Raw genomic sequence first — 23,461 nt, forward strand, 5'->3', positions numbered from 1 at the left:
GAAGATACAAAAGGGACCGAGACAAATGATTTTGTCCCAGTCCCTTTTTATCAGTTAGCCAAGTCGAATTGCTAACCGATAAAACTGCCTGCTGCACCTAAAATTACTGCACCAACAGTAAAGATCAGCATCAGCCAAACGACGACGTTAGTGATCTTTTGAAAGGTTGAACGTTTTTTCTTTTTGTGCACTTAAACTCATCCTTATCTACTGATTGATTTTGAAGGCCACGCCCTTGGTTGATATTTTAGTGAAGTTTAGTTTTTTTTGCAAATTTATTGAGGAGGGACAAGATGTTAACGAATTGGCTGTTGTGGTTAGTACTGAGTTTGTTACTGCTATTTTGTTTAACACTTGTCCAACACTTTGGCAGTTGGCCGGCTCATTTGAAAAAATTAGATCTGGTATGTCCGTTGTTATTTGTAGTAGTTCATTTTTTGTCACGTGAGCTGTGCGGTGTGTCTTTGCTTCCCGCTGTCATCTTAGTGTTAGCGTTGTGGGGGATCTATTTGACCTTGAGCAAAGCATATTTTACGGGGGAGATCGTCTATCGCTTGTTTTGGATTCGTTTTTGGCGGGTGACCGATTTATTGTTAATTGCATTGGTATTTGCTTTATCGGTGTGGCGTGGGTTGTTGTTTTGGCGTTAAAGACTGATAACGATAGGTAGGGGCTGGGCAAATTAATTTTGCTTTGGCCCCTATTTTTTATTTTGGTAAATGACAAACGAGTGCCTTTTCTTGTTCGTGTTCCAAAAATCTAACCTAGTGTTCGCTTGCCAATCGCTTTTTACACAACTCTTTTGGCGTAATTTTTCAGATTTTTTGTGGATAAGGTGGTTGAAAGTGGGGAATTATGGTAGAATTTAGAGTGTTTAATAGTTTTAGAGGTGAAGTCACTTGTTTATGGGTGAATTTCGCCATTCACTTGATACTAAAGGCAGGCTGATCATTCCCGCTAAGTTGCGGGCGCAACTACTAACAGGTTGTGTGTTGACGCGCGGGTTGGACGGTTGCATCTTTGGTTATCAGTTAGCTGAGTGGCAAAAATTGCAAGAAAATTTAAAACAATTGTCTTTGACTAAAAAAGACGCACGCTTCTTTTTGCGTTTCTTTTATTCGGGAGCTGTTGAAGTTGAATTTGATAAACAAGGGCGGATCAATTTACCCCAAATGTTACTGGATTACGCCAAAATCAGCAAAAAATGCGTAATCGTCGGGGTGGCGAATCGTTTTGAAATCTGGGCGGAAGATCAGTGGGAAAGTTTCACCACTAGTGCCGCAGATAATTTTGATGAGATCGCGGAAAAGTTAGATGACTTGGAGTTGTAAAAATCATGCCGGAATTTAAACATCAGACAGTTTTGTTACAAGAAGCAGTGGCTGGCTTACAAGTCAAACCTACTGGTACTTACGTTGATTGTACTTTAGGCGGCGGCGGACACACGCGGGCGATCTTGGCTCAACTGGATGAAAATGGTAGGCTATATGCGTTTGATCAGGATCAAACTGCGATCACTTATAATCAAACTCAGTTAGCACAACCGCTCAAAATGGGACAATTGACGCTGGTTGCGGCTAATTTTCGCCTAGTTCAAAAACGACTAGCTGCGGTAGGCGTGACTCAAGTCGATGGCTTACTCTACGATTTGGGGGTTTCTTCACCGCAATTTGATGAAGCCTCCCGGGGGTTTAGTTATCGCTTAGACGCCCCGTTAGATATGCGCATGGACCAAAGTCAAACGTTAAACGCGCAAACGATCGTCAATGAATGGTCTTATCAAGAGTTGGTGCGGATCTTTTACCGTTATGGGGAAGAACGCTTTGCTAAGGCGATCGCACGGCGCATCGAAAATCAACGGCAAAAAGCACCGATCAAAACGACTGGTGAATTAGTAGAACTGATCAAACAGGGGATCCCAGCACGAGCTAGAAGAAAGGCCGGACATCCCGCTAAGCGCGTTTTTCAGGCGTTACGGATCGCCGTTAACGATGAATTAGGAGCTTTGGAAGAGTCTTTGGAGCAGGCGTTAGAATTACTAAAGCCTGGAGGACGGATCAGCGTGATCACTTTTCAGTCGTTAGAAGACCGGTTAGTCAAAAATATTTTTAAAGAAAAAACATCCTTGCCTGATTTACCCGCACATTTGCCCGTGATCCCGGCAGAGATGCAACCTAAGTTTAAATTAGTGACCAGAAAACCGATTGTGCCGAGTCAAGCAGAAATTGCGGCTAATCACCGGGCACATTCGGCGCGGTTGCGGGTGATCGAAAAAATGGAGGAGGTTTGAACAAATGGCACAGAATGCAGCGCAGCAGCTGACAACTGCTGTCAAGAAAACTGAGCAGCCAAAAACGGCACGGTCAATTCACGTTCAGCAACGTACATATTTAAAAAAAGAAAAAAAGTTGTTGCTTTTTAGTGCGATTTGGCTTAGTATTTGTGGTTGCTTGGTCGTGCGCTCAACGATCGTTTTAAATAATAAACAGCTGCATTTGCGGACGCTAGAGCAAAAAATCACCGCTATCCAAACTAGTAGTGCTAATGTCCGGCAGGAAGTCAACGAATTAACTAGTCGTTCACGACTAAACACCGCTGCCAAGGCGGCAGGATTGAAAATGAATGAACAGAGTATGAGGAATGTAACTAAATGAATGGCCAACAAAAAGACTCTTCAAAAAGCAAAGATCCAGTAAGAGAACGTAATTACTTAGGTAGGATATTTTTTCTCCTGGTAATTATTATTTTCATGCTTTTTGCAGGGCGCTTTTTTTATATTACAGTTTTTCACCGAGCAGCTAAACAAAATTTAACGACCAGGGTCGCTAAGTTATATAACGAACAAACTAAGATCCCGGCTAAACGTGGTACCATTTATGACAATAGTGGTAAACCGATCGCGGAGGATACGACTAACTATTCGATTTATATCGTTTTAGATAAAGACGCGGTGCTCAACGGCCACAAAGAATATTTACCAGACCAGCAAAAAAAGCGGGCTGCTAAAGTGTTAAGCCAAAATTTACACATTAGTTATCATAAGGTGTGGCAATTACTCCATCCTGCCGATCCCAAATTATACCAAGTGGAGTTAGGAGATGCGGGTAAAAACATTTCGTTAGAGACTAAAAAGGCGATCCAACGTGCCCATTTGTCAGGGATCGAGTTCGTTCCCGCGCAGGCGCGCTTGTATCCTAACGGCAATTTTGCTTCTCATTTTATTGGCCTAGCAGAAAACTCCGGTGGTAAACTAATTGGGGTGTTAGGACTAGAAAAACAATATAATACAGAATTAGCGGGACAAGATGGTAACAAAAAGCAGGCGACTGACGGGCAAGGGATGCCGATCTTAAACCAAACTGAAAAGTCGCGGTCGGTGAAAAACGGCGACGAGATCTACACGACACTAGACGCTCCCTTGCAAAACTACCTGGAAACTTTGGTCAGTCAGGCTCAAAAGAAGTATCATACCAAAGGGCTGCGGGTCATGTTAACGGAAGCCAAGACCGGCAAAATTTTAGCGGCTACCCAGTGGCCGTCGTTTAACGCCCAAACTAGGGCGGGCGTAGGGCAAATTTGGCGTAATACCTTGTTGGAAGATACTTACGAACCGGGTTCAACGATGAAAGTCTTTACCACGGCTGCTGCGATCGACAGCAATAATTTTAATGGCGGAGCGTATTTTAAGTCCGGCAAATACCAAATCGACGGGCAAACCATCAACGACTGGAACGATAATTGGGGAATGATCAATTACCAGCAGGCCTTTATCAGGTCTTCTAATGTCGGAATGGCACACTTAGAACAACAGATGGGTCCCAAATTATGGATGCAGTATCTGAAAAAATTTGGGATGTTGCAAAGTACGAATGCGAACTTAGGGAAAGAAGCGAGTGGTGCTATCAGTTATCGTTATCCTATCGAACAAGCCGACACGGCCTACGGGCAAAGTATCGATGTGACGATGTTTCAGATGATGCAGGGCTTTTCTGCGATCGCTAACGGTGGTAAAATGGTCAGACCCTACCTCGTCAACGAAGTGGTCGATCCTAATAAACGGCAGGTGTTGTATCACGCGCAACCTAAAGTGGTAGGCAAACCGATCACTAAGCAGACGGCTAAGCAAGTCCTAACGTTGATGCAAGACGTTGTAACCGATAAGGAAGGGACCGGGAAAGTTTACAAGCTGAATAATTATCCGGTCGCAGTCAAAACGGGAACGGCACAAATTGCCGCGCCGACGGGCGGTTATTTAACGGGGATCACTAATTATACTTTTTCGGTTGTCGGGATCGCGCCCGCGGACCATCCTAAGTATATTTTGTACATTACGATGGAACGCCCGGCGACATTTGGTAAGGAAGGTTCGGCCGAACGAGATTTAGCGACAATTTTTAATCCGCTAATGCAGCGGACGTTAGATAGTGATAATACTAACGCTCAGCCGGTAACACCTACTAAGATCGGTAACCTGAAAGGGCGTGCGACCACGCAAGTGACGGCTGATTTACAGCAACAGGGTGCACAAGTGACGGTAATTGGGACGGGCCCCGAGATTGTCGGTCAGTCGCTGGAACCTGAAGAAATGCTCTTAAAGGGGCGGCGAGTTATTTTATTAACGAACGAAAACTTACAGATGCCCGATTTAACGGGGTGGTCGCGGGCAGATATTACTAAATTTGCGCGCCTGACACACTTGAAGTTGAAAGTTAAGGGAACTGGATATAGTGTACGACAAAATATTATTGCGGGAACTGAGCTGACTAAGGTCAAAGAGTTAGTCGTTTTTTTGCAACCATAATTATTGTTCAAAGGAGTTTCTAAATGAATTTGGGAATCATGTTTAGCACCACGATAGCTGGTTTTTTAATCACATTAATTTTAACGCCGTTATTTATCAACTATGCTCACCGTAAAAATCAGGGGCAAATGATCAGAGCAGAAGGGCCAAAGTGGCATGCCAAAAAGTCGGGGACACCGACGATGGGTGGTTTAGTGTTTAACTTGGCTATTCTAGTCAGCAGTTTAGGTGTCGCTTTGTGGGGCCACCTACTATCGGCACAGTTATTATTATTAGATTTTATCTTGTTACTGTACGGCTTTTTAGGTTTTTTTGATGACTCGATCAAATTATGGAAAAAGCAAAATGAAGGTTTAAAAGCGTGGCAAAAATTACTGGGACAAATTGTCGGCGGAATTATTTTCTTGGTGGTTTACCGCCACGAAAACCTGCCTTTTGCACTGAACATTTTTAACTTTAAAATTAGTAGCGTCATTTTTTACATTTTATTTGTACTATTTTGGCTGATCGGTTTTTCTAACGCAGTCAACCTGACGGACGGGATCGACGGACTGGTTGCTGGTCAAGCGGTGATTGCTTTTGGAGCGTATGCCGTGATTGCGGCTAAACAGCAACAAGCAGATGTCTTATTGTTTTGTTTGACGGTCATGGGCGCTTTAGTAGCTTTCTTTGTCTTCAACCACAAACCTGCCCGCATTTTTATGGGGGATATGGGGTCGCTTGCGTTGGGCGGTGCGTTAGCTGCGGTTGCGATCTTGGTTCACCATGAACTGAGTTTGTTAGTGATCGGGTTAGTTTTTGTGTTGGAAACGGCCAGTGTGATCTTACAAGTAGCATCCTTCAAATTAACCGGCAAACGGATCTTTAAAATGAGTCCGATCCATCATCATTTTGAACTCTGTGGTTGGAGTGAGTGGCGGATCGATTGGACTTTTTGGCTGCTGGGGTTAATAATGGCTGTGATAGCCGTGGGCTTTATTATTCGGTAAAAGGAGTTAATCAAATGGACACGTATCATGGGCGCAAAGTGTTGGTTTTGGGGTTAGGTAAGAGTGGCATTAGTGTCGCTAAATTGTTAGTCAAACTCGGTGCTAAAGTGGTCGTTAACGACCGGCAAACGCCGACAGACCTGACGCAGGTAAATGAATTGCAACAGCTGGGAGTAGAAGTGGTGACGGGTAGTCACCCGTTGGAACTACTGACTGATAAGGACTTGCTCGTTAAAAATCCGGGGATCCCGTATTCAAATCCGTTAGTCAAACAGGCGCTCGCACTCAAGATCCCGGTGATCACCGAGCCAGAAGTTGCTTACGAAGCCGCACAAGCACCACTTTTAGGGGTGACGGGGACCAATGGCAAAACGACGACGACGACACTGATCACGTTAATGCTTAAGGATCTGCCGCAACAAGGTCACGCTTATTGTGCGGGCAACATTGGGATCCCGGTTTCACAAGTAGTGCAGCAAGTTGATCCTGCCGATGTAGTGGTAACGGAATTGTCCAGTTTTCAGTTGCAGGGAATAACTAAACTCCACGTGCACATCGCAGTATTAACTAATTTGTATGAAGCCCATACCGATTTTCATGGTTCACATGAAAATTACGTGCAAGCTAAGATGAATATCACTAAAAATCAAACTAGTAGCGACTTTTTCATTGTCAATTGGGATAATGAAGAGGTTCGTCAGGCCAGTCAACGCTCACGTGCTACGTTGGTACCATTTTCACGAAAACAAGTCATGCCCGAGGGTGCTTACTTGAAAGATGATTATTTGTATTTTAAGGGTGAAAAAATCATTGCAGTTGCACAAATCAAGTTACCTGGCGTTCATAATATTGAAAATTCACTGGCCGCTATTGCAGCCGCTAAGTTAATGGGCCAGTCCAACGACCAGATCGTGGAAGTCTTACGGACTTTCGCGGGGGTAAAACACCGGACACAGTACGTGACGACTTATAAGAAACGAGATTTTTATAATGATTCTAAAGCAACGGATGTCGCTGCGACCCAGATGGCTTTAAGTGGCTTTAAACAACCAGTAGTCCTACTTGCCGGCGGGTTGGATCGCCACTTATCATTTGCTGCATTAGTGCCAGCACTCAAAAAACACGTGCGGGTACTGGTAGTTTTTGGCGAAACAGCCACACAGTTGGAACAGTTGGGGATCCAAGCGGGGATCAAGACGATCTTACATACTAAAGATGCAGTCAGTGCTGTTCCCGTAGCGTTTAAAGCCAGTCGGCCTAACGAAGTAATTCTATTATCCCCGGCCTGTGCTAGTTGGGATCAGTGGCCGACCTTTGAAGTTCGAGGGGAACAGTATATGGCTGCGATCCAAAATTTAATTAAGGGAGAAAAATGATGCGCTTATTAATTTCAGGTGGCGGCACGGGGGGCCACATTTACCCGGCGCTAGCGTTGGTCAAAACGCTGTTAAAAAAAGATCCGAGCGCGCAAGTTTTGTATGTCGGAACGCATAAGGGACTAGAAGCTAAAATCGTTCCAGAGGCGGGGATCGACTTTAAAACTATTGAGATCCAGGGTTTTAAAAGAAAACTGACGTGGAGTAATTTTAAGACGATCTGGCTGTTTTTACGCAGCGTAACCGCCTCTAAAAAAATCATTCGCGAATTTCGTCCTGACGTGGTGGTTGGAACCGGTGGTTATGTGTGCGGCGCGGTCGTTTATGCGGCCGCTAAGTTAAAGATCCCGACCATGATCCACGAACAAAATAGTGTGGCAGGGATCACGAACAAGTTTTTGAGCCGTTACGTTGATAAGATCGGAATCTGTTTTCCGGCGGTCAAAAAAGCTTTTCCCGCATCTAAGGTAGTACTAACGGGTAATCCTCGGGCCCAAGAGGTCGCAGGGATCAAGCCGGCTGGGCGGTTAACCGAGTATGGTTTGACCACTGGGCGTAAGACGCTGTTGATTTTTGGCGGCTCACGGGGCGCGGCTAAGATCAACGAGACCGCATTAAACGCCGCTACCTTGTTTCGGGATGACGATTATCAGGTATTATTTGTCACCGGTAAGGTACACTACGAGCACATCATGGAACAAGCGGCCGCTAAAGATATTCCAGCTAATTTCGTGATCCAGCCTTACATCGCCAACATGCCACAGATCTTGCCGGAAATTACGGTGATCGTAGGAAGGGCAGGCGCAACTAGTTTAGCGGAGATCACTGCTTTAGGGATCCCTAGTATCTTGATCCCCAGTCCTTACGTCACTAACGACCACCAAACTAAAAATGCGCTGAGTCTAGTGGATCGTCAAGCGGCTAAAATGATCACGGAAAATGATTTGACTCCGCAGATGTTAGCGCAAACTGCGACGGAGTTATTAACGGATCCGCAAAAATGTCAGCAGATGGCCCAAAATGCTAGCAGTTTAGGTAAACGTGATGCGGCCGATCGGGTACTAAAAGTGTTGGAGCAACTAAGCCAAACGGAGTAAACCAATGAAAGTGCAGAAATTTGAGTCTCCTAAAAATAAACAGCCAGTGTTTTTAGCTGCCAAATACGATGCTAATTTGCCTCATACTAAGAAAAGTCGATTACGGAGGTTAAAAAGGCGGGTGACCGTACTGTTATTATTTTTTAGCACCATTGCCGGGGCGATGATCTATTTGATAACGCCAGCTAGTAGGGTGACTAAAGTCCAGATCAGTGCCGCTTACCCTGAAACTAAAGCCCAAATTTTACGAGCCAGCGGGTTGCGTTATTATGATCTACTGCTCGCCGTTTACCTGCAGGCACCGCGGATCGAACGGCAAATCAAGAGCCGAGTTGCAACGGTTAAGCAAGTCCAGTTACAATATCACTTGGGCGAGGTGGTCATTCGGATCAAAAAAGCCGCGACCGTGGGTTACGTTGCTAGACGTGGTCATTTTTACCGCTTAACTACTAGTGGCGTCAGTCAACAACACGTTGCTTTTGACGACCAGTACCCCGTCTTGTACGGGTTTAAGCACCACCGTCAACAACAAGAGCTGGCGGCTGCACTGCAACAACTGCGACCGGAGATCCGCCGGCAAATCGCCGAGATCCACTCCCGGCCGAGTAAATTGGACCCGCAAAAACTCTTATTAGATATGAACGACGGCAACCGGGTGATCGCTAAGCGTTCGACGCTAGCGGCTAAGCTAAAGTATTATCCCGAAATTGTCGCGCAGATGAATGGTAAGGGGACGATCGATCTCGAGGTAGGAGCCTTTTCTTATATAAAATAATGACAAATTTACCGATTTGGACAAGAAAATTGTTCAGATAGTAACTTTGTATGTTAAAATCTTTATAGTAATTTTTTTAAGTAAATTAGTAAATTAGATGATGGGGGCTGAAAGGTGAATCATTCTGAAATATTTGTAGGCTTAGATATTGGAACAACTTCAATCAAAGTTATTATTGCCGAACGAATTAAAAATCAGCTCAATATTATTGGATATGGAAATACCGATTCCGCGGGATTAAAGCGTGGTGTAGTCGTTGATATCGATCAGGCCGTGACGGCGATCAAAACAGCTGTCAAACAGGCACAGCAACGAGCTAACGTTGACATTACGGATGTGATTGTCGGTATTCCGGCAAATATGCTCCAAATTGAGCGTTGTCATGGTATGATCGCAGTCAGTGGACCAGATGGTAGTTCTAAAGAAATCACCGAAGAAGACGTTTATCAGGTAACACAGGCGGCCTTGATCCAAAATTTACCGCCGGAGCGTACTGTTATTGATATCGTTCCCGATGAATTCGTGGTCGATGGCTTTGATGGCATCAAAGATCCGCGAGGGATGGTCGGAGTGCGGATGGAAATGCAAGCGGTGATGTACACCGGTCCTAAAACGGTTTTACATAATATTAAGAAGTGTGTGACACGCGCAGGCTTAAACGTGGTTAATATTATTGTGGCACCGATTGCATTGTCGCAAGTGGCATTAAATGACGGGGAACAAGATTTTGGAGCGATCACGATCGATTTAGGCGGCGGCCAATCTACCGCTGCGGTCGTGCATGATCATAAACTTAAATATACTTACTTAGACCAAGAGGGTGGCGATTACGTTACCCGTGATATTTCCGTCGTTTTAAACACATCGATCGAAAATGCGGAAATGCTCAAGCGTAATTACGGTTGCGCAATGGCGGCTCAGGTTTCTGTTGATGAGAAATTTCCGGTACAAGTCGTGGGCCAACAAGAACCGATTGAAGTTTCAACCACTTACTTAGCGGAGATTATCGAGGCGCGTTTGCGGCAGATCTTAGAAAAGCTGGCTAACGCGTTACAACAGATCAACGCGTTAGAGCTACCTGGAGGGATCGTTTTAACCGGTGGAATGGCGGCCTTACCGGGGATCGCTCAGTTAGCGGCGGAAATTTTCAAGGTCAAAAACGTCAAGGTCTACGTTCCCCAAGAGATCAATTTGCGGACGCCGACATTCACTCAGGTGATCGGACTAGTTGAGTACGCGACTAAGCAAAGTGAGATCAGTTTGGTGGTTAAACAAACGCTGGGTAACCTGCGCAAAACGCAGCCAAAGATCACTCAGTTGCATCCACAAAGTGAGCAACGAGTGGTGCAACCGCCAAAGCAGCAACGACAGGCTCAACCCCAGCAGAAAGCTAAATTAACTGCTAGGATCAAACAATTTTTTGACAATTTTTTTGACTAACGAAACTAACGGGAGGAAATAGCATGGAATTTTCACTAGATGCAAATGAAAATAATGCAGGAGCGACGATCAAAGTGATCGGAGTAGGAGGCGCTGGTGGCAATGCCGTTAACCGCATGATCCAAGACGACGTTAAGGGCGTGGAATTTATTGTCGCTAATACCGACGTGCAGGCACTGAAGAATTCACAAGCCGAAACTAAAATTCAGTTAGGACCGAAACTGACTAAGGGATTAGGTGCCGGAGCGGATCCTGCAGTCGGTAGTAAAGCTGGGCAAGAAAGCGAAGAAACGATCGCTGAAAGTTTACAAGGGGCCGATATGATCTTTGTGACCGCCGGAATGGGTGGTGGTACCGGAACTGGTGCGGCGCCGATCATCGCTAAAATTGCTAAGGACCAGGGAGCGTTAACGGTCGGAGTAGTTACGCGGCCGTTTACATTTGAGGGCCCGAAGCGTGGGCGTTTTGCGGTCGAAGGAGTTGCTAAACTAAAAGAGCACGTCGATACGTTGGTAATTATTTCTAATAACCGGTTGTTGGAAATTGTCGACAAGAAAACCCCGATTCTGCAGGCTTTCCAGGAAGCAGATAATGTTTTACGTCAGGGTGTACAGGGAATTTCTGACCTGATCACTTCGCCAGGTTACGTCAACTTGGATTTTGCCGACGTTAAAACTGTGATGCAAAATCAAGGCTCTGCGCTGATGGGTATTGGTTCTGCTAACGGTGAAAACCGGACGGAAGACGCTACTAAAAAGGCTATTTCTTCTCCGCTATTGGAAGTTTCGATCGATGGCGCTAAACAAGTCTTATTAAATATCACGGGTGGTCCTGATCTCAGTTTGTTTGAAGCAGAAGCTGCTTCTAAGATCGTGTCGCAGGTTGCTGGCGATGATGTCAATATCATTTTTGGGACCTCGATCAACGAAAACTTGGAAGATAGTGTGGTCGTAACGGTCATTGCGACGGGGATCGACTCTCCTAAGGGAAAAAATGGAACACCTACTCAAAACGCTGCTTCTACTCCTAACAACGATGCGCCTAAGGCTACTGAGCGTCATTTTGACAACTGGGAATTAAACGTCGATCAACCCCAACAGTCGCAGTCCAGACGCCGGACTAATGAGTTCAACGGGGTGAAAAAACAGGATTTTGATATTTTTGGTGCCGACTCTGATGAAAATGATGATCCGGCTGATAGTGATGATGGCTTGAGTACGCCACCTTTTTTGCGTCACCGTCGTTCTTAAGGGACACAAGGGGTTGTTAATTTGTTAGTGATAATTAACGGATTATTTCAGTTATATTCTTTTTTAATTTTGATCTACGTCTTAATGTCGTGGTTTCCGGGAGCCTATCAAACCCGTTTAGGTGAGATTTTAGCTCGCTTGTGTGAGCCGTATCTAAGCCTGTTTAACTTTATTCCGCCTATTTTTGGAATCAGTTTCGCCCCGTGGATCGCTCTGATCGTATTGGAGTTTGTGGAATACGGGTTAATTTCACTACTGGGGATATTCGGGGTGTACTGATGGCTAAGTCAAGACAATCAATTTACCAGCATTTTCGGGCGGCAGAAGCGCCGCTTATTGATGAGTTGACTGATTTAAAAAATCAAGCGCTTGCCGAGTACCGGCCGGTATTGACCCATTTTTTAAATCCACGTGAGCTTTACATTGCGCAAGTCGTTGCCGGTAGTGAGCTCTCACTAGCCACTTGGGGCGGATTTGCTAACTGCGAGCGACAACGGTTGCTTTTTTATCCTTCGTATTATCAACCGGTCGCTAGCGATTTTGGTGTGGCGGTCATTGGCATCAATTACCCGCAAAAATTCGCGACGTTACATCATGGTAGTATCTTAGGAACTCTGGCTAATAGTGGGATTGAACGCTTCGTTTTAGGCGATATTATCACCGACGGGGTGTCGTGGCAGTTTATGACGGAAGAAGAATTACTACCATTTTTTACCGGTGAAATCAAGCGGATCGGCAAAGTTAAGGTGCGCTTAGAACAACAAGAGCAGGTGTTGACGCCGCTAGACGAATGGGAAAAGTTAAGCGAAACGGTGACTTCTTTACGGGCAGACGCGTTGATCGCTAATTTTTATCACCTGTCACGTAATCACGCCAAGGAATTATTTAAGAGTCACAAGGTACAGTTGAATTGGACTTTGTTAGATAAACCGGATTACGAACTGGCTGCTTACGATATTTTGTCGGTTCGGGGCTACGGTCGACTGAAATTAAATAATGTTTTAGGTCTATCCAAAAAAGGAAAACTGAAAATTAGTGCAGCAATTTTAAAAAAGTAGTATGCTAGGAATAAAAGCAGGAGGTGCTGGAAAAATGACGTTGACCCCATTAGATATTCATAACAAAGAGTTTCATGTCAAATTACGTGGTTATGATCAAGATGAAGTTAATGATTTTTTAGACCAGGTAATCAAGGATTACGAATTAACTTTACAAGAAAATGAAAAACTAAAAAATAGTTTGGAACAAAACGAAGAGAAACTGAAATATTTTAATGACCTGAAAGATTCTTTGAACCAATCGATCATTGTTGCACAAGAAGCTGCGGATAAAGTAAAAGCTAATTCTCAACGTGAAGCCGAGATCATTCAGCGTGAGGCCCAAAAAGAAGGGCAAGATGCGATCGATCAGGCAAACGAAAAAGCCCAAAATATTTTGGAACAAGCTTCACATAAAGCCACGCAATTGGCTAGTGAAACCGATGAATTACGTAAGCAGGCCCGCATTTTCCGGCAAAAGTTACAAGTGATGATGGAATCACAATTGGAAATTGTTAAGGGATCCGAATGGGACGACATTTTAAAGCAAGGCGAAATCAGCAGCTACGAAGAAATTCAGCAGGTCTTGCATCATGATAATGAAAACCTTGACAAGACAGCACAAAAAGCAGTACAATCAACCGTAAATCAAGACGTGCAACAACCTCAACCTGCTGAAACGGCGGAAGTTAGTGATGACACTGTCGTGATTTTTCCGGAAAAGGAAGCCACGGACGAGACTGGTCAGGCAAAATAATAAGTTATTTAGTAAAGAACACGAAGTTTACCACGGAAAAACAAGCGAACCGGTGATGGTGTGAGACCGGAATTTGAAGGGTAGACTTTATCATCTTTATCATTGTCAAATTGAACTTACTACATATAGTTTCAGTAGATTTGGCCGGTTTGGACCGTTAAAGCAGCAATGAGAATAATTAGTTGGTAACTAATTGTTGAAGTTGGGTGGTAACACGAAAAATTCGTCCCTGTAATGGGGGCGAATTTTTTCTTTTGAGAAAGGGGTAATAGTATGAAAATCAAAGAAACGTTAAATTTGGGTAAAACTAAGTTTCCGATGCGGGGGAATTTACCCGTTAAAGAAGCTGAACGCCAAAAGCAGTGGGAAGAAAATCACGTTTACGAAAAAAGGCAACAGTTAAACGAGGGTAAACCAACCTTCGTACTGCATGATGGGCCTCCTTACGCGAATGGTAATATTCACATGGGACATGCGATGAATAAGATTTCTAAAGACTTTATTATTCGTTCGAAATCGATGATGGGTTTTAGAGCCCCTTACGTTCCCGGTTGGGATACACACGGTTTACCGATCGAACAACAGTTAAAAAAGGCCGGTGTCGACCGTAAGGTACTTTCAGTAGCTGAATTTAGGGAAAAGTGTCGGGAATACGCGTTGAGCCAAGTCGATAAGCAGCGGACTGATTTTAAGCGTCTAGGTGTCAGTGGTGACTGGGATCATCCTTACATTACACTGGAACCGGAATACGAGGCTCACGAGATTCGCGTTTTCGCTAAAATGGTAGAACGGGGGTTGATCTACCGGGGCAAGCGGCCAGTCTTTTGGTCCTGGTCATCGGAATCTGCCCTGGCTGAAGCCGAAGTTGAATATCACGATATTACCTCGCCGTCAGCTTATTACGGTGAAAAAGTGGTCGATGGTAAGGGTGTTTTGGATGACAATACCTACATGGTAGTTTGGACTACTACTCCGTGGACGATCCCAGCTTCAATGGGGATCACGGTAGACGCTGATTTTGATTATGCGCTCGTTCAACCTGCTGGTGAGACGCGTAAATTTGTTTTAGCAGCCGAACTAGTAACTAAAAACGCCGAACTCTTTGGCTGGCACGATGTTAAGGTGTTAAAGACGCTCAAGGGCCGGCAGTTAGAGAATATTTTGACGGAACATCCGTTTTATCCGGAACGTAAATTAGTAACTATGCTGGGTGATTTTGTTACCTTGGATGCCGGGACTGGGTTGGTGCATACTGCTCCTGGTTTAGGTGAAGATGACTTTAACGTTGGCATGGAATACGGCTTAGAAGTGCTGGTACCGGTCAATGATCAAGGGTACCTGACCGAAGAAGCGGGTCCTGATTTTGCTGGGGTCTTTTATGATGACGCTAATGCCATCTCACTGAAAAAGTTGACTGACGCGGGCTTGTTATTAAAAGAAATGGATATCGAACACAGCTATCCGTTTGACTGGCGGACTAAAAAACCGGTGATCTTCCGGGCTACGCCACAGTGGTTTGCTTCAGTATCTAAGATTCGCCAAGAGATTTTAGACGCGATCGACGAAGTTAAGTTCTTCCCGAGCTGGGGTCAAAAACGTTTGAAAAATATGATCCGTGACCGGGGTGACTGGGTCATTTCGCGGCAAAGAGTTTGGGGCGTTCCGCTACCGATCTTTTATGCTGAGGATGGCGAGCCGATCATGACGCCTGAAACGATCAATCATGTTGCTGACCTGATCGCCAAGGAAGGTTCTAATATTTGGTTTGAAAAAGACGCCAAAGACCTATTACCAGAAGGATTTACCAGTGAGCATTCGCCGCACGGAGTCTTTACCAAAGAAACGGATATTATGGACGTGTGGTTTGATTCCGGAACCTCACATCAAGGTTGCTGTGCCGAGCGTGATGACTTGACTTATCCGGCCGATATGTACCTGGAAGGTTCCGACCAGTACCGTGGTTGGTTTAACTCCAGTTTGATCACTAGCGTGGCATTTTCCGGGCACGCACCTTATAAACAGATACTTTCCCAGGGATTTACTCTTGATGGTCAGGGCCGTAAGATGAGTAAGTCACTAGGCAATACGATCGTTCCTGCTAAGGTGATCAAGCAAATGGGAGTAGAGATCATCCGCCTATGGGTCGCAAGTGTGGATTCATCGGCCGACGTGCGGGTATCGATGGAAAGCTTTAAGCAAATTTCTGAAAGTTACCGTAAGATCCGGAATACTCTGCGCTTTTTACTGGCTAACACGACTGATTTTGACCCACAAAAAGATGGCGTCGCTTATCAAGACTTGAGTTCGTTAGACCAGTATATGGAAGTTAAGGCTAATCAGTTTACTAAAGCAATTTTGGACGATTATGCTAGTTACGATTTTATGGATATCTATAAAAAATTGATCAACTTTATTACGAGTGATCTGTCCGCATTTTATTTGGATATTGCTAAAGACGTAGTTTATATTGAAAGTGCTACTAGCCAAAAGCGGCGTTCGATGCAAACCGTTTTGTATGATATCGCCGTTCGGTTGACGAAATTACTGACCCCGATCTTGCCTCATACTACCGAGGAAATTTGGGAGTATCTTAAAGAACCCGAAGAATTTGTTCAGTTAGCCGAAATGCCGGCAGTCGCTCATTACCACAACGAACAACAGTTGTTACAGGACTGGCAAGTCTTTATGCAGGTACGTGCGGTGGTCTTCAAGGGCTTAGAAGAGGCACGGGACCAAAAACTGATCGGTAAGTCGTTTGAGGCCGCAGTCGAATTGTACGTTGCTCCGAGTCTTAAGGAAACATTAACCCGTTTGGAAACTAATTTGCGGCAGGATCTGATCGTTTCTGCCTTGGAGTTAAACGATGGCGCACAGGCTCCGGCAGATGCATTACGGGTCGGTGACGTGGCTGTTGTTGTTAAACACGCCGCTGGTGAGGTTTGCCCGCGGTGCCGGATGTATAAAGAAGACATTGGCAGTGATCCTGCCTTACCGCAATTATGTGGCAAATGTGCGCAGATCGTAGCACAGGATTACCCGCAGGCCGTTCAAGAAGGCTTTGACGCTTAGCGACAAAAGTAAATAATACATGGGGACCCGAGGCAAAATGAGTATTTTGCTTCGGATCCCTATTGTTTTCCGTAAATAATAGACTAAGTGTGTGCCAGTTTGTTAAAATAAAAGTAATATTTTAAACAAGGAGAAGTTACGATGAAATTACTAAAAGTGCATGGTTCGGGAAATGATTTCTTTTTGTTAGATAGTGACTGGCTGGAAGCAGACTTACCCACAGAACAGCTAGCTGCGTTAGCAGTGAAACTATGCGACCGTCAAACCGGGTTACACGGTGGAGCCGACGGATTATTACTAGTTAGCCCGGCAAAACGGGCACTGGCTAAAATGACGATTTTTAACGCCGATGGTTCGCTAGCCGCCATGTGTGGCAATGGTATTAGGACGGTTGCTCGTTACGTTGCTGCTAAAAATCAGGTTCCCGCTGACGCTTCGTTTCAGATCGAAACAATGAAAAGTGAACTGACCGTGCAACGTTGTGCTGAGCTATTTCCCGGAATGGTTTGTTACGAAACGGAAATTTCACCGGTCAGCTTTACTCCCCAAGCGCTGCAAATGACGGGGCGTACTAGTGAGTTGCTCAACGAATCAGTACCTGAGCTGGCAGAAAACTTACGCTTTTCGGCGGTCGCGGTGCCTAACCCGCATTTGATCAGTTTCGTGGATGAAAAAACGCTGCACGGCCCGTTGTTGGTTGAACTGGCTCAGCGCTTAAATTCTCCTAACGACTTTTTCCCAGACGGGATCAACGTCAGTTTTGTGCAAATTTTAGCTACCGATCAGTTGTTTGTCCGCACCTACGAACGAGGTGTCGGGCTGACTAATGCCTGTGGGACTGCGATGAGTGCCAGCAGCTTGATGTATGTGTTATTATACTTACAGGAAAAGGGATTAGAACGCCAATTGACGGTTTATAATCCGGGAGGCATGGTACGGACTAAAGTTCACCAGCGCGCAGATGGTACCTATTGGATCACGCTGGGCGGAAATGCTACTCAAGTGGCTCGCGTTCAGCTGACCCAAAAAGATGCGCTGACAGGTGATTTTAGTCGCAGTGACTGGCAGGAAACCGGTGAAGAAAAAACGTACCAACGTTTCGTGGCTTCACTAAAGAAAAGTAATTGATCAGGGGTAAGAAAATGGATTTTACGGAAAAGGTAAAGATGCAAAAACGGATTTTTTCCGGGAAGGTAATTACGTTGGACGTGGCTCAAGTCCAACTGCCTGACGGACAACAGGCGACCCGTGAGATCGTACATCATCATGGTGCGGTGGGCGTTGTGGCACTGACGGCTAGTGATAAAATCATTTTGGTCCGCCAGTGGAGAGCACCGCTACAGCAAACGACACTGGAGATCCCTGCGGGGAAGATAGAAGCTAACGAAGCTCCTGAACAAACGGCGCTCCGCGAGTTAAACGAAGAGACGGGCTATCAGGCCCAAAACTGTGAGTTTTTAACGTCCTTTTATTCGTCTCCTGGTTTTGCCGACGAAAAGATGTACTTGTACCACGCGAGTGGGTTACAGCCGGTGACTAATAAATTACCTCGTGATCCAGGCGAATTTTTAGAGATCGTGGAGTTGTCACGTGCTGAAGTCCAACTTGCCGTGGAAAATAAGGAAATTTGTGACGCTAAAACACTGATTGCACTATTACTGTGGCAAGCGATGGAGTAAAGTAATGAAAAGAAGTCAGGCAAAAGAAAAACGAAGTACTTTTTTTAATAGGCCGCTACCTAAACACTTAGCTACCAGTGAAAAAAAAGAAGAGCAGCAGCCGGAATCGCGGATGCAAGCACAAGAACAACAAAAGTTGAGTAGTGAAGAAGAAAAAAGACAACGGTTGGCGCACCGGTTGAACAGGGTGATCTTAGTATTAGTAGTGCTGATCGTCTTAGTTTACCTGTTTATGCGTTTTGTTAATTTTAAATAAGGGGAGTTTGAAGTGAAATACGGAATTATTTGTGCGATGGAAGAAGAAATCAAGGCGTTACTGGCCAAATTGGTAGGACAAAAGCAAACTACGATCGGCGGTAGTGATTTTTATACCGGAACGATCTACGACACCCCGGTAGTATTGGTGCGCTCGGGGATCGGCAAGGTTCAAGCTGCGATCACTACGGCCCTGTTGATCGCCGATTTTAAGGTGGATGCCGTCATTAATTCTGGTTCCGCTGGGGGGATCGGAGAAGGAATCCAAGTGGGCGAACTGATCGTTTCGACGGGAGCAGCTTATCACGACGCAGATGCCACGGCGTTTGGTTACGAACAGGGACAATTACCCCAACAACCCCAGATCTTTAGCGCGGACCAAGAGTTAGTAGAACGGATCGAGCAGGCCGCCGCCAAAACCGGTTTAGCCGTTAAAACGGGATTGATCGTGTCGGGCGACCAGTTTGTTGCTGACAGTAACGAGATCAAACGGATCAAGACCATTTACCCGCAGGCGCTGTGTTGTGAAATGGAAGGTGCTGCGGTGGCACAGACTGCTTATCAGTTTAAGGTGCCGTTTGCAATCGTGCGGGCGATGTCTGATAATGGCAACGAAGAAGCCGGTCAGAGCTTTGATGAATTTATCATCGACGCGGGCAAGCGTTCCGCTAAAATGATTTTGGAACTGTTAAGTTAAAGGAGACTTATAAGTGATATATTTGGATAACGCTGCAACTACCCCAGTAGCTGAGGCAGTTACTGCTAAGATGACGGCGGTTTTATCCCAAGATTTTGGTAACGCTTCGGCTATTAACTTTAAGGGACGTGAAGCGCGTAAATTGCTAGACCAAAGCAGGCATTTGTTAGCGCAATCGTTAAATGCCGCACAGGATAGCGAGATCGTTTTTACCAGTGGCGGGACCGAAAGTGACAATACCGCGATCATCGGGACCGCTTTGGCCCGGCAAAGTGAAGGCCGTCATTTGATCACTACTAGTATCGAACACGACGCGGTGTTGGAACCAATGAAGTTTTTGGAGCAGCACGGTTTTGAGGTGACCTATCTGCCAGTCGACGACCAGGGGCAAATCGACCTAGCCGATTTAAAAAATGCATTGCGTCCGGATACGATTTTGGTATCGATCATGGCCGGTAATAACGAAGTCGGGACTTGCTTGCCGTTGTCGGAGATCGGACAGCTCGTGCACGAGTCTTCTAACGCGTGGTTTCACACCGACGCGGTCCAGGCTTACGGTTTATTGGACTTAGATGTTCAAGCCGCACAGATCGACTTGCTGTCGGTTTCTGCTCATAAATTTAACGGTCCTAAGATGGTCGGCTTCTTATATTGTCGTGATGGTGTCAACTATGAACCCATACTGCGTGGGGGCCAACAGGAGTTAAAAAGACGGGCCGGCACCGAAAATATTGCGGGGATCGCCGGGATGGCGACGGCGGTATCAGTACTGACTCCTGCCCGCAAAAAAGAGCTACGGGAGCGTTATTATCAATTAAAACAGCAGTTGGTGACGGGCTTGCAGCAAAATGGTGTTGCCGTACAGGTCAACGGGCCGTTTATGGCAGGCGAGTTACCTGAGATCGTCAACTTATGGTTTAAGGGGCAACGAAGTGACGCGTTACTGACTAATTTAGACTTAAACGGGGTGGCTGCCTCGGCGGGCTCGGCTTGTACGGCGGGTTCGCTAGAACCGTCGCACGTTTTGCGTTCAATGTATGGTAAAGATTCCGCACGGATCAACGAATCGCTTCGTTTTAGTTTCGGCACACAAACGACCAGCGCTCAAATCGCGGCTACTGTTCAAATTTTGACGAAGATCATTAAGGGGGAAGCGTAATGGCACTAGCACAAAGTGCACAAATTGTAGGAGACCAGCACACGTACCGGCTAGCGGACGCTGTGAAAAAATATTCTTTAGTAGACGCGGGTTTCATTGCTAAAAAAACTGGGCGTTATCAGTTGGAACGTAACTTGGACCCGAATTCAGCACCAAATGTTGGAATGAAACTAAAGATCACGGTCGATTTGACGGCGCGTAAATTAAAGATAGCGACGACGACGGCCAATGGTTTACAGGCGGTCAATATTTTTAAAAAGGGCGACGTGGCGCTGCAAAAAGAACAGTTGCAATATATCTTAGCTGACCTGCAGGAAAGAGAGATCTTGGTGCAGGAATAGCAATAATAGATTTACTTGTTTTTTGTAAGTAACATTGTTATACTGATTACTGCTGAATTGACTATAATTCAGTAATTTTAATGATCGACGGTGGGTAACATGAAAGATAACAGTCAAATTCGAGTAGTCGTGGGCATGAGCGGCGGCGTTGATTCGTCAGTTTGTGCTTACTTGCTAAAAAAACAGGGCTACGACGTGGTCGGCGTCTTTATGAAAAATTGGGACGATACGACCGATAGCGGTGTTTGTACCGCGACCCAAGACTACCAAGACGTAGCTAAAGTGGCAGAACAAATCGGGATCCCGTATTATGCTGTCAATTTTGAAAAAGAATACTGGGACCGGGTCTTTACCTATTTTTTGGACGAATACAAAAATGGGCGAACGCCTAATCCCGATGTGATGTGTAATAAAGAAGTTAAGTTTAAGGCTTTTTTGGATTATGCCTTACAGATCGACGCTGATTACGTCGCGATGGGGCATTACGCGCAGTTAGCTAAAGACGAAGATGGCACCTTACACCTGTTGCGTGGTGCCGATGATAATAAGGATCAGACGTACTTTTTAAGTCAGTTGTCGCAAAAACAATTGGAAAAAGTGATGTTTCCGATCGGCGGCATGCAAAAAAAGGAAGTGCGCCAAATTGCGGCCGAGGCTGGGTTAGCAACGGCTACTAAAAAAGATTCGACCGGGGTGTGCTTTATCGGTGAGCGTAATTTTCGCCAGTTTTTGGGCGAATTTTTACCGGCACAGCCGGGCAAAATGGTCACCCTTGATGGACAAGTGATGGGTGAGCATTACGGTTTGATGAACTACACGATCGGACAACGTCGGGGCCTAGGGATCGGTGGCAACGCTCATAGTAACGAGCCGTGGTTTGTGATCGGCAAAAATTTAGCGCAAAACGAATTGTTAGTGGGGCAAGGGTACCATAACGAGCGCTTGTATGCGACCAGCTTAGATGCCAGCAAGTTGAACTTTATTGCTCCGTTAGCCGAACACGAGTTTCACTGCACCGCTAAGTTTCGCTACCGTCAAAAAGACGAAGGTGTCAGTGTAGTGATAAATGATGAGCAAACGCACGCGGTCGTTACTTTCGACCGTCCGGTACGGGCAATCACTCCGGGCCAGGAAGTGGTTTTTTATGACGGTGAAGAGTGTTTAGGTAGCGGGACGATCGACCACGCTTACCAACAGGAACGTTTATTGCAATACGTATAAAGTTATTAATAGGGATCGGGGCAAGACTTTATTTTGCTGCGGTCCCTATTTTGATACTGGTAAATGGATAGTATTTCGGCCCAACTCCTTTTTTGACTGTGGTAAAATGGTTAAAAGGCACTTACGAACGGTTTTGTCGACTGGGAGTTTTGTGAGATAATTAAACCCAAGTACATAAAAGGAAATGACGGAAAATGACTAAACTATTTTTTATTAGACACGGAAAAACCGAATGGAATAATGCAAGACGTTATCAGGGCGCGCACGGTGATTCACCCCTTTTGCCGGAAAGCTACGAGCAGATCACGCAGTTAGCGCAGTACTTAAAGCAGTTTAAGTTTGTCCATATTTATACTAGCCCGCTAAAAAGGACGCAGGTAACGGCCCAAAAAATAGCGCAGCAACTAGACCAAGACGTACCGATCACGGTTGAGCCGGCCTTCGTCGAATTTGACTTAGGTAAAATGGAAGGACAAAAGTTTGCCGTCGTGGAAAAGAAGTACGCTAAAGAAGTTACTGGTTTTAGGTACCATCCCGAACAATACGACCCCACGCGCATCAACGGTGAGACTTTTCAACAGTTATTTGCCCGCATGACGCCTAAGATCAAAGAGATCTGTCAAAAATACCCGCAAGAAAATATTCTGATCGTTTCTCATGGAGCGGCGTTGTGTGCGGAGATCAGGCACTTACAGGGAATCGAATTAGCTCAGATCAGGGCGCTAGGTGGGCTAGCTAATACGAGTACGACAATTTTAAAAACGGTAGACGGTAATCATTTTGAGTGTTTAGCCTGGAATAAAACGGACTATTTAACACGCAAAACTGACCCCAGTGATTTAGTTTAGGAATGGTATCATGAAAAAAGAGGAAGTTAAAGCCCAAAAATTAGTTGGTCAAGCGATCGCTGCGTTGGATCGTGATCCCTATGATCCTAAGAATTATTATGATTTAGGCAGTTTATTACTAAAAATGAATAGTATTCCCCAAGCCGAGGAGTTATTTCAGCGGGGACTGAATGTTTTTGACGGTCAAATCGAGCAGCAAAATTTACTGCATTATGGTTTGGGCAACGTGTATTACACCGCTGGTCTGTACGAAAAAGCAATCGAGCAATATCAGTTAGTCACTGATTCGCACCTGCAAGCCGATGCGTTGTTAATGATCGCCCAGGGGTTATACGCCCAGGAAAAATACCAACAGGCGATGGTCTACGCGTTGACCGCTAGCGAGCGGCAAACGGCCGATCCTGCGGCGAAAATTTTACTGGCAGATTGTTTTTTAGCGACGGGAGACCTGCAGAATGCGCAGAAATATTACGACGAGGCTTTGCGGTTAGCCCCGGATGATAAACGGGCTAATTTTCAGCGGGGAGTTATCGAACTGACTAAAAAAGAAGGGCAGAATCCTTATTTTGCTAAAGTCGCAAAACTTGATCCGCAGTATTTTGCGCAAAAACAGGAACGCTTGCAAGAAATCGTCAAGGTATTACAGTCCAAAAAGAAGTGAGGAATAGTC

25 protein-coding genes are annotated in these 23,461 nt (G+C 45.4%); 24 read left to right on the forward strand and 1 reads right to left on the reverse strand.

Annotated features, from left to right (window positions below):
* Positions 1–71: 71 nt before the first annotated feature.
* Positions 72–191 carry a DUF4044 domain-containing protein gene (locus tag ACSYSK_RS04320; protein WP_491715677.1) on the reverse strand — a complete coding sequence of 40 codons (120 nt, stop codon included), beginning with the start codon at positions 189–191 and terminating at the stop codon, positions 72–74.
* A 102-nt stretch (positions 192–293) separates the two neighbouring features.
* Here ACSYSK_RS04320 and ACSYSK_RS04325 point away from each other — a divergent pair, with 102 nt between their 5' ends.
* The 24 genes from ACSYSK_RS04325 (at position 294) to ACSYSK_RS04440 (ending at position 23,452) form a co-directional block, all read left to right on the forward strand.
* Positions 294–650, forward strand: coding sequence for a DUF3397 family protein (locus ACSYSK_RS04325; RefSeq protein ID WP_491715678.1), 357 nt, complete (start codon positions 294–296; stop codon positions 648–650).
* 249 nt (positions 651–899) lie between these two features.
* Positions 900–1,331: a division/cell wall cluster transcriptional repressor MraZ gene (gene mraZ, locus ACSYSK_RS04330; RefSeq protein WP_491715679.1), complete on the forward strand. Its 432-nt coding sequence runs from the start codon at positions 900–902 to the stop codon at positions 1,329–1,331.
* 5 nt (positions 1,332–1,336) lie between these two features.
* The gene (gene rsmH, locus ACSYSK_RS04335) at positions 1,337–2,290 is read left to right on the forward strand and encodes a 16S rRNA (cytosine(1402)-N(4))-methyltransferase RsmH (RefSeq protein WP_491715680.1); all 954 of its coding nucleotides are present in this window, start codon (positions 1,337–1,339) and stop codon (positions 2,288–2,290) included.
* A 4-nt stretch (positions 2,291–2,294) separates the two neighbouring features.
* A complete protein-coding gene (locus ACSYSK_RS04340; protein WP_491715681.1) occupies positions 2,295–2,654 on the forward strand; it encodes a cell division protein FtsL in 360 nt (119 codons plus the stop codon).
* Positions 2,655–2,749: 95 nt separating this feature from the next.
* Positions 2,750–4,801: a penicillin-binding transpeptidase domain-containing protein gene (locus ACSYSK_RS04345; protein ID WP_491715682.1), complete on the forward strand. Its 2,052-nt coding sequence runs from the start codon at positions 2,750–2,752 to the stop codon at positions 4,799–4,801.
* A gap of 23 nt (positions 4,802–4,824) precedes the next feature.
* Entirely contained in the window at positions 4,825–5,790 is a 966-nt protein-coding gene (mraY, locus tag ACSYSK_RS04350) for a phospho-N-acetylmuramoyl-pentapeptide-transferase (protein ID WP_491715683.1), read from the forward strand.
* Positions 5,791–5,804: 14 nt separating this feature from the next.
* Complete coding sequence (gene murD, locus ACSYSK_RS04355) at positions 5,805–7,166, forward strand: UDP-N-acetylmuramoyl-L-alanine--D-glutamate ligase (RefSeq protein WP_491715684.1); 1,362 nt, start codon at positions 5,805–5,807, stop codon at positions 7,164–7,166.
* Complete coding sequence (murG, locus tag ACSYSK_RS04360; RefSeq protein WP_491715859.1) at positions 7,166–8,263, forward strand: undecaprenyldiphospho-muramoylpentapeptide beta-N-acetylglucosaminyltransferase; 1,098 nt, start codon at positions 7,166–7,168, stop codon at positions 8,261–8,263. The genes murD and murG overlap by 1 nt, the downstream gene beginning before the upstream one ends.
* Positions 8,264–8,267: 4 nt before the next feature.
* On the forward strand, positions 8,268–9,038 hold the full coding sequence (locus ACSYSK_RS04365) for a cell division protein FtsQ/DivIB (RefSeq protein ID WP_491715685.1): 771 nt from the start codon (positions 8,268–8,270) through the stop codon (positions 9,036–9,038).
* A 114-nt stretch (positions 9,039–9,152) separates the two neighbouring features.
* Positions 9,153–10,478 carry a cell division protein FtsA gene (gene ftsA, locus ACSYSK_RS04370; protein WP_491715686.1) on the forward strand — a complete coding sequence of 442 codons (1,326 nt, stop codon included), beginning with the start codon at positions 9,153–9,155 and terminating at the stop codon, positions 10,476–10,478.
* 23 nt (positions 10,479–10,501) lie between these two features.
* Positions 10,502–11,728 (forward strand): cell division protein FtsZ, encoded by a 1,227-nt coding sequence (ftsZ, locus tag ACSYSK_RS04375; protein ID WP_491715687.1) that lies wholly within the window; start codon positions 10,502–10,504, stop codon positions 11,726–11,728.
* Between the two features lie 21 nt (positions 11,729–11,749).
* The gene (locus ACSYSK_RS04380) at positions 11,750–12,007 is read left to right on the forward strand and encodes a YggT family protein (RefSeq protein WP_491715688.1); all 258 of its coding nucleotides are present in this window, start codon (positions 11,750–11,752) and stop codon (positions 12,005–12,007) included.
* Positions 12,007–12,786, forward strand: coding sequence for a YlmH family RNA-binding protein (locus tag ACSYSK_RS04385; protein ID WP_491715689.1), 780 nt, complete (start codon positions 12,007–12,009; stop codon positions 12,784–12,786). Before ACSYSK_RS04380 ends, ACSYSK_RS04385 begins: the two co-directional genes overlap by 1 nt.
* Before the next feature lie 34 nt (positions 12,787–12,820).
* Complete coding sequence (locus ACSYSK_RS04390) at positions 12,821–13,522, forward strand: DivIVA domain-containing protein (RefSeq protein WP_491715690.1); 702 nt, start codon at positions 12,821–12,823, stop codon at positions 13,520–13,522.
* 273 nt (positions 13,523–13,795) lie between these two features.
* Positions 13,796–16,591, forward strand: a complete 2,796-nt coding sequence (gene ileS, locus ACSYSK_RS04395) for an isoleucine--tRNA ligase (protein ID WP_491715691.1) — start codon at positions 13,796–13,798, stop codon at positions 16,589–16,591.
* 141 nt (positions 16,592–16,732) lie between these two features.
* On the forward strand, positions 16,733–17,719 hold the full coding sequence (gene dapF / locus ACSYSK_RS04400; RefSeq protein WP_491715692.1) for a diaminopimelate epimerase: 987 nt from the start codon (positions 16,733–16,735) through the stop codon (positions 17,717–17,719).
* 14 nt (positions 17,720–17,733) lie between these two features.
* Positions 17,734–18,270, forward strand: a complete 537-nt coding sequence (locus ACSYSK_RS04405) for an NUDIX hydrolase (RefSeq protein ID WP_491715693.1) — start codon at positions 17,734–17,736, stop codon at positions 18,268–18,270.
* Between the two features lie 4 nt (positions 18,271–18,274).
* Complete coding sequence (locus ACSYSK_RS04410) at positions 18,275–18,526, forward strand: hypothetical protein (protein WP_491715694.1); 252 nt, start codon at positions 18,275–18,277, stop codon at positions 18,524–18,526.
* Positions 18,527–18,538: 12 nt separating this feature from the next.
* Positions 18,539–19,222, forward strand: coding sequence for a 5'-methylthioadenosine/adenosylhomocysteine nucleosidase (locus ACSYSK_RS04415; protein ID WP_491715695.1), 684 nt, complete (start codon positions 18,539–18,541; stop codon positions 19,220–19,222).
* A gap of 70 nt (positions 19,223–19,292) precedes the next feature.
* Entirely contained in the window at positions 19,293–20,381 is a 1,089-nt protein-coding gene (locus ACSYSK_RS04420; RefSeq protein WP_491715860.1) for a cysteine desulfurase family protein, read from the forward strand.
* Positions 20,381–20,722: a cysteine desulfurase gene (locus ACSYSK_RS04425; RefSeq protein WP_491715696.1), complete on the forward strand. Its 342-nt coding sequence runs from the start codon at positions 20,381–20,383 to the stop codon at positions 20,720–20,722. Before ACSYSK_RS04420 ends, ACSYSK_RS04425 begins: the two co-directional genes overlap by 1 nt.
* Before the next feature lie 99 nt (positions 20,723–20,821).
* On the forward strand, positions 20,822–21,943 hold the full coding sequence (gene mnmA, locus ACSYSK_RS04430) for a tRNA 2-thiouridine(34) synthase MnmA (protein WP_491715697.1): 1,122 nt from the start codon (positions 20,822–20,824) through the stop codon (positions 21,941–21,943).
* A gap of 194 nt (positions 21,944–22,137) precedes the next feature.
* Positions 22,138–22,791 carry a histidine phosphatase family protein gene (locus ACSYSK_RS04435; RefSeq protein ID WP_491715698.1) on the forward strand — a complete coding sequence of 218 codons (654 nt, stop codon included), beginning with the start codon at positions 22,138–22,140 and terminating at the stop codon, positions 22,789–22,791.
* Between the two features lie 10 nt (positions 22,792–22,801).
* Entirely contained in the window at positions 22,802–23,452 is a 651-nt protein-coding gene (locus tag ACSYSK_RS04440) for a tetratricopeptide repeat protein (protein WP_491715699.1), read from the forward strand.
* The last annotated feature ends 9 nt before the right edge of the window (positions 23,453–23,461 follow it).

Source organism: Ligilactobacillus sp. ESL1201 (genome assembly GCF_058503265.1).

Bases quoted from the DNA above. Each gene is read 5' to 3' on its own strand.
- ACSYSK_RS04325 (WP_491715678.1), top strand. From the start codon at position 294: ATGTTAACGAATTGGCTGTTGTGGTTAGTACTGAGTTTGTTACTGCTA.
- rsmH (WP_491715680.1), top strand. From the start codon at position 1,337: ATGCCGGAATTTAAACATCAGACAGTTTTGTTACAAGAAGCAGTGGCT.
- ACSYSK_RS04340 (WP_491715681.1), top strand. From the start codon at position 2,295: ATGGCACAGAATGCAGCGCAGCAGCTGACAACTGCTGTCAAGAAAACT.
- ACSYSK_RS04345 (WP_491715682.1), top strand. From the start codon at position 2,750: ATGCTTTTTGCAGGGCGCTTTTTTTATATTACAGTTTTTCACCGAGCA.
- mraY (WP_491715683.1), top strand. From the start codon at position 4,825: ATGAATTTGGGAATCATGTTTAGCACCACGATAGCTGGTTTTTTAATC.
- murD (WP_491715684.1), top strand. From the start codon at position 5,805: ATGGACACGTATCATGGGCGCAAAGTGTTGGTTTTGGGGTTAGGTAAG.
- murG (WP_491715859.1), top strand. From the start codon at position 7,166: ATGCGCTTATTAATTTCAGGTGGCGGCACGGGGGGCCACATTTACCCG.
- ACSYSK_RS04365 (WP_491715685.1), top strand. From the start codon at position 8,268: ATGAAAGTGCAGAAATTTGAGTCTCCTAAAAATAAACAGCCAGTGTTT.
- ftsZ (WP_491715687.1), top strand. From the start codon at position 10,502: ATGGAATTTTCACTAGATGCAAATGAAAATAATGCAGGAGCGACGATC.
- ACSYSK_RS04385 (WP_491715689.1), top strand. From the start codon at position 12,007: ATGGCTAAGTCAAGACAATCAATTTACCAGCATTTTCGGGCGGCAGAA.
- ACSYSK_RS04390 (WP_491715690.1), top strand. From the start codon at position 12,821: ATGACGTTGACCCCATTAGATATTCATAACAAAGAGTTTCATGTCAAA.
- ileS (WP_491715691.1), top strand. From the start codon at position 13,796: ATGAAAATCAAAGAAACGTTAAATTTGGGTAAAACTAAGTTTCCGATG.
- dapF (WP_491715692.1), top strand. From the start codon at position 16,733: ATGAAATTACTAAAAGTGCATGGTTCGGGAAATGATTTCTTTTTGTTA.
- ACSYSK_RS04405 (WP_491715693.1), top strand. From the start codon at position 17,734: ATGGATTTTACGGAAAAGGTAAAGATGCAAAAACGGATTTTTTCCGGG.
- ACSYSK_RS04410 (WP_491715694.1), top strand. From the start codon at position 18,275: ATGAAAAGAAGTCAGGCAAAAGAAAAACGAAGTACTTTTTTTAATAGG.
- ACSYSK_RS04420 (WP_491715860.1), top strand. From the start codon at position 19,293: ATGACGGCGGTTTTATCCCAAGATTTTGGTAACGCTTCGGCTATTAAC.
- ACSYSK_RS04425 (WP_491715696.1), top strand. From the start codon at position 20,381: ATGGCACTAGCACAAAGTGCACAAATTGTAGGAGACCAGCACACGTAC.
- mnmA (WP_491715697.1), top strand. From the start codon at position 20,822: ATGAAAGATAACAGTCAAATTCGAGTAGTCGTGGGCATGAGCGGCGGC.
- ACSYSK_RS04435 (WP_491715698.1), top strand. From the start codon at position 22,138: ATGACTAAACTATTTTTTATTAGACACGGAAAAACCGAATGGAATAAT.
- ACSYSK_RS04440 (WP_491715699.1), top strand. From the start codon at position 22,802: ATGAAAAAAGAGGAAGTTAAAGCCCAAAAATTAGTTGGTCAAGCGATC.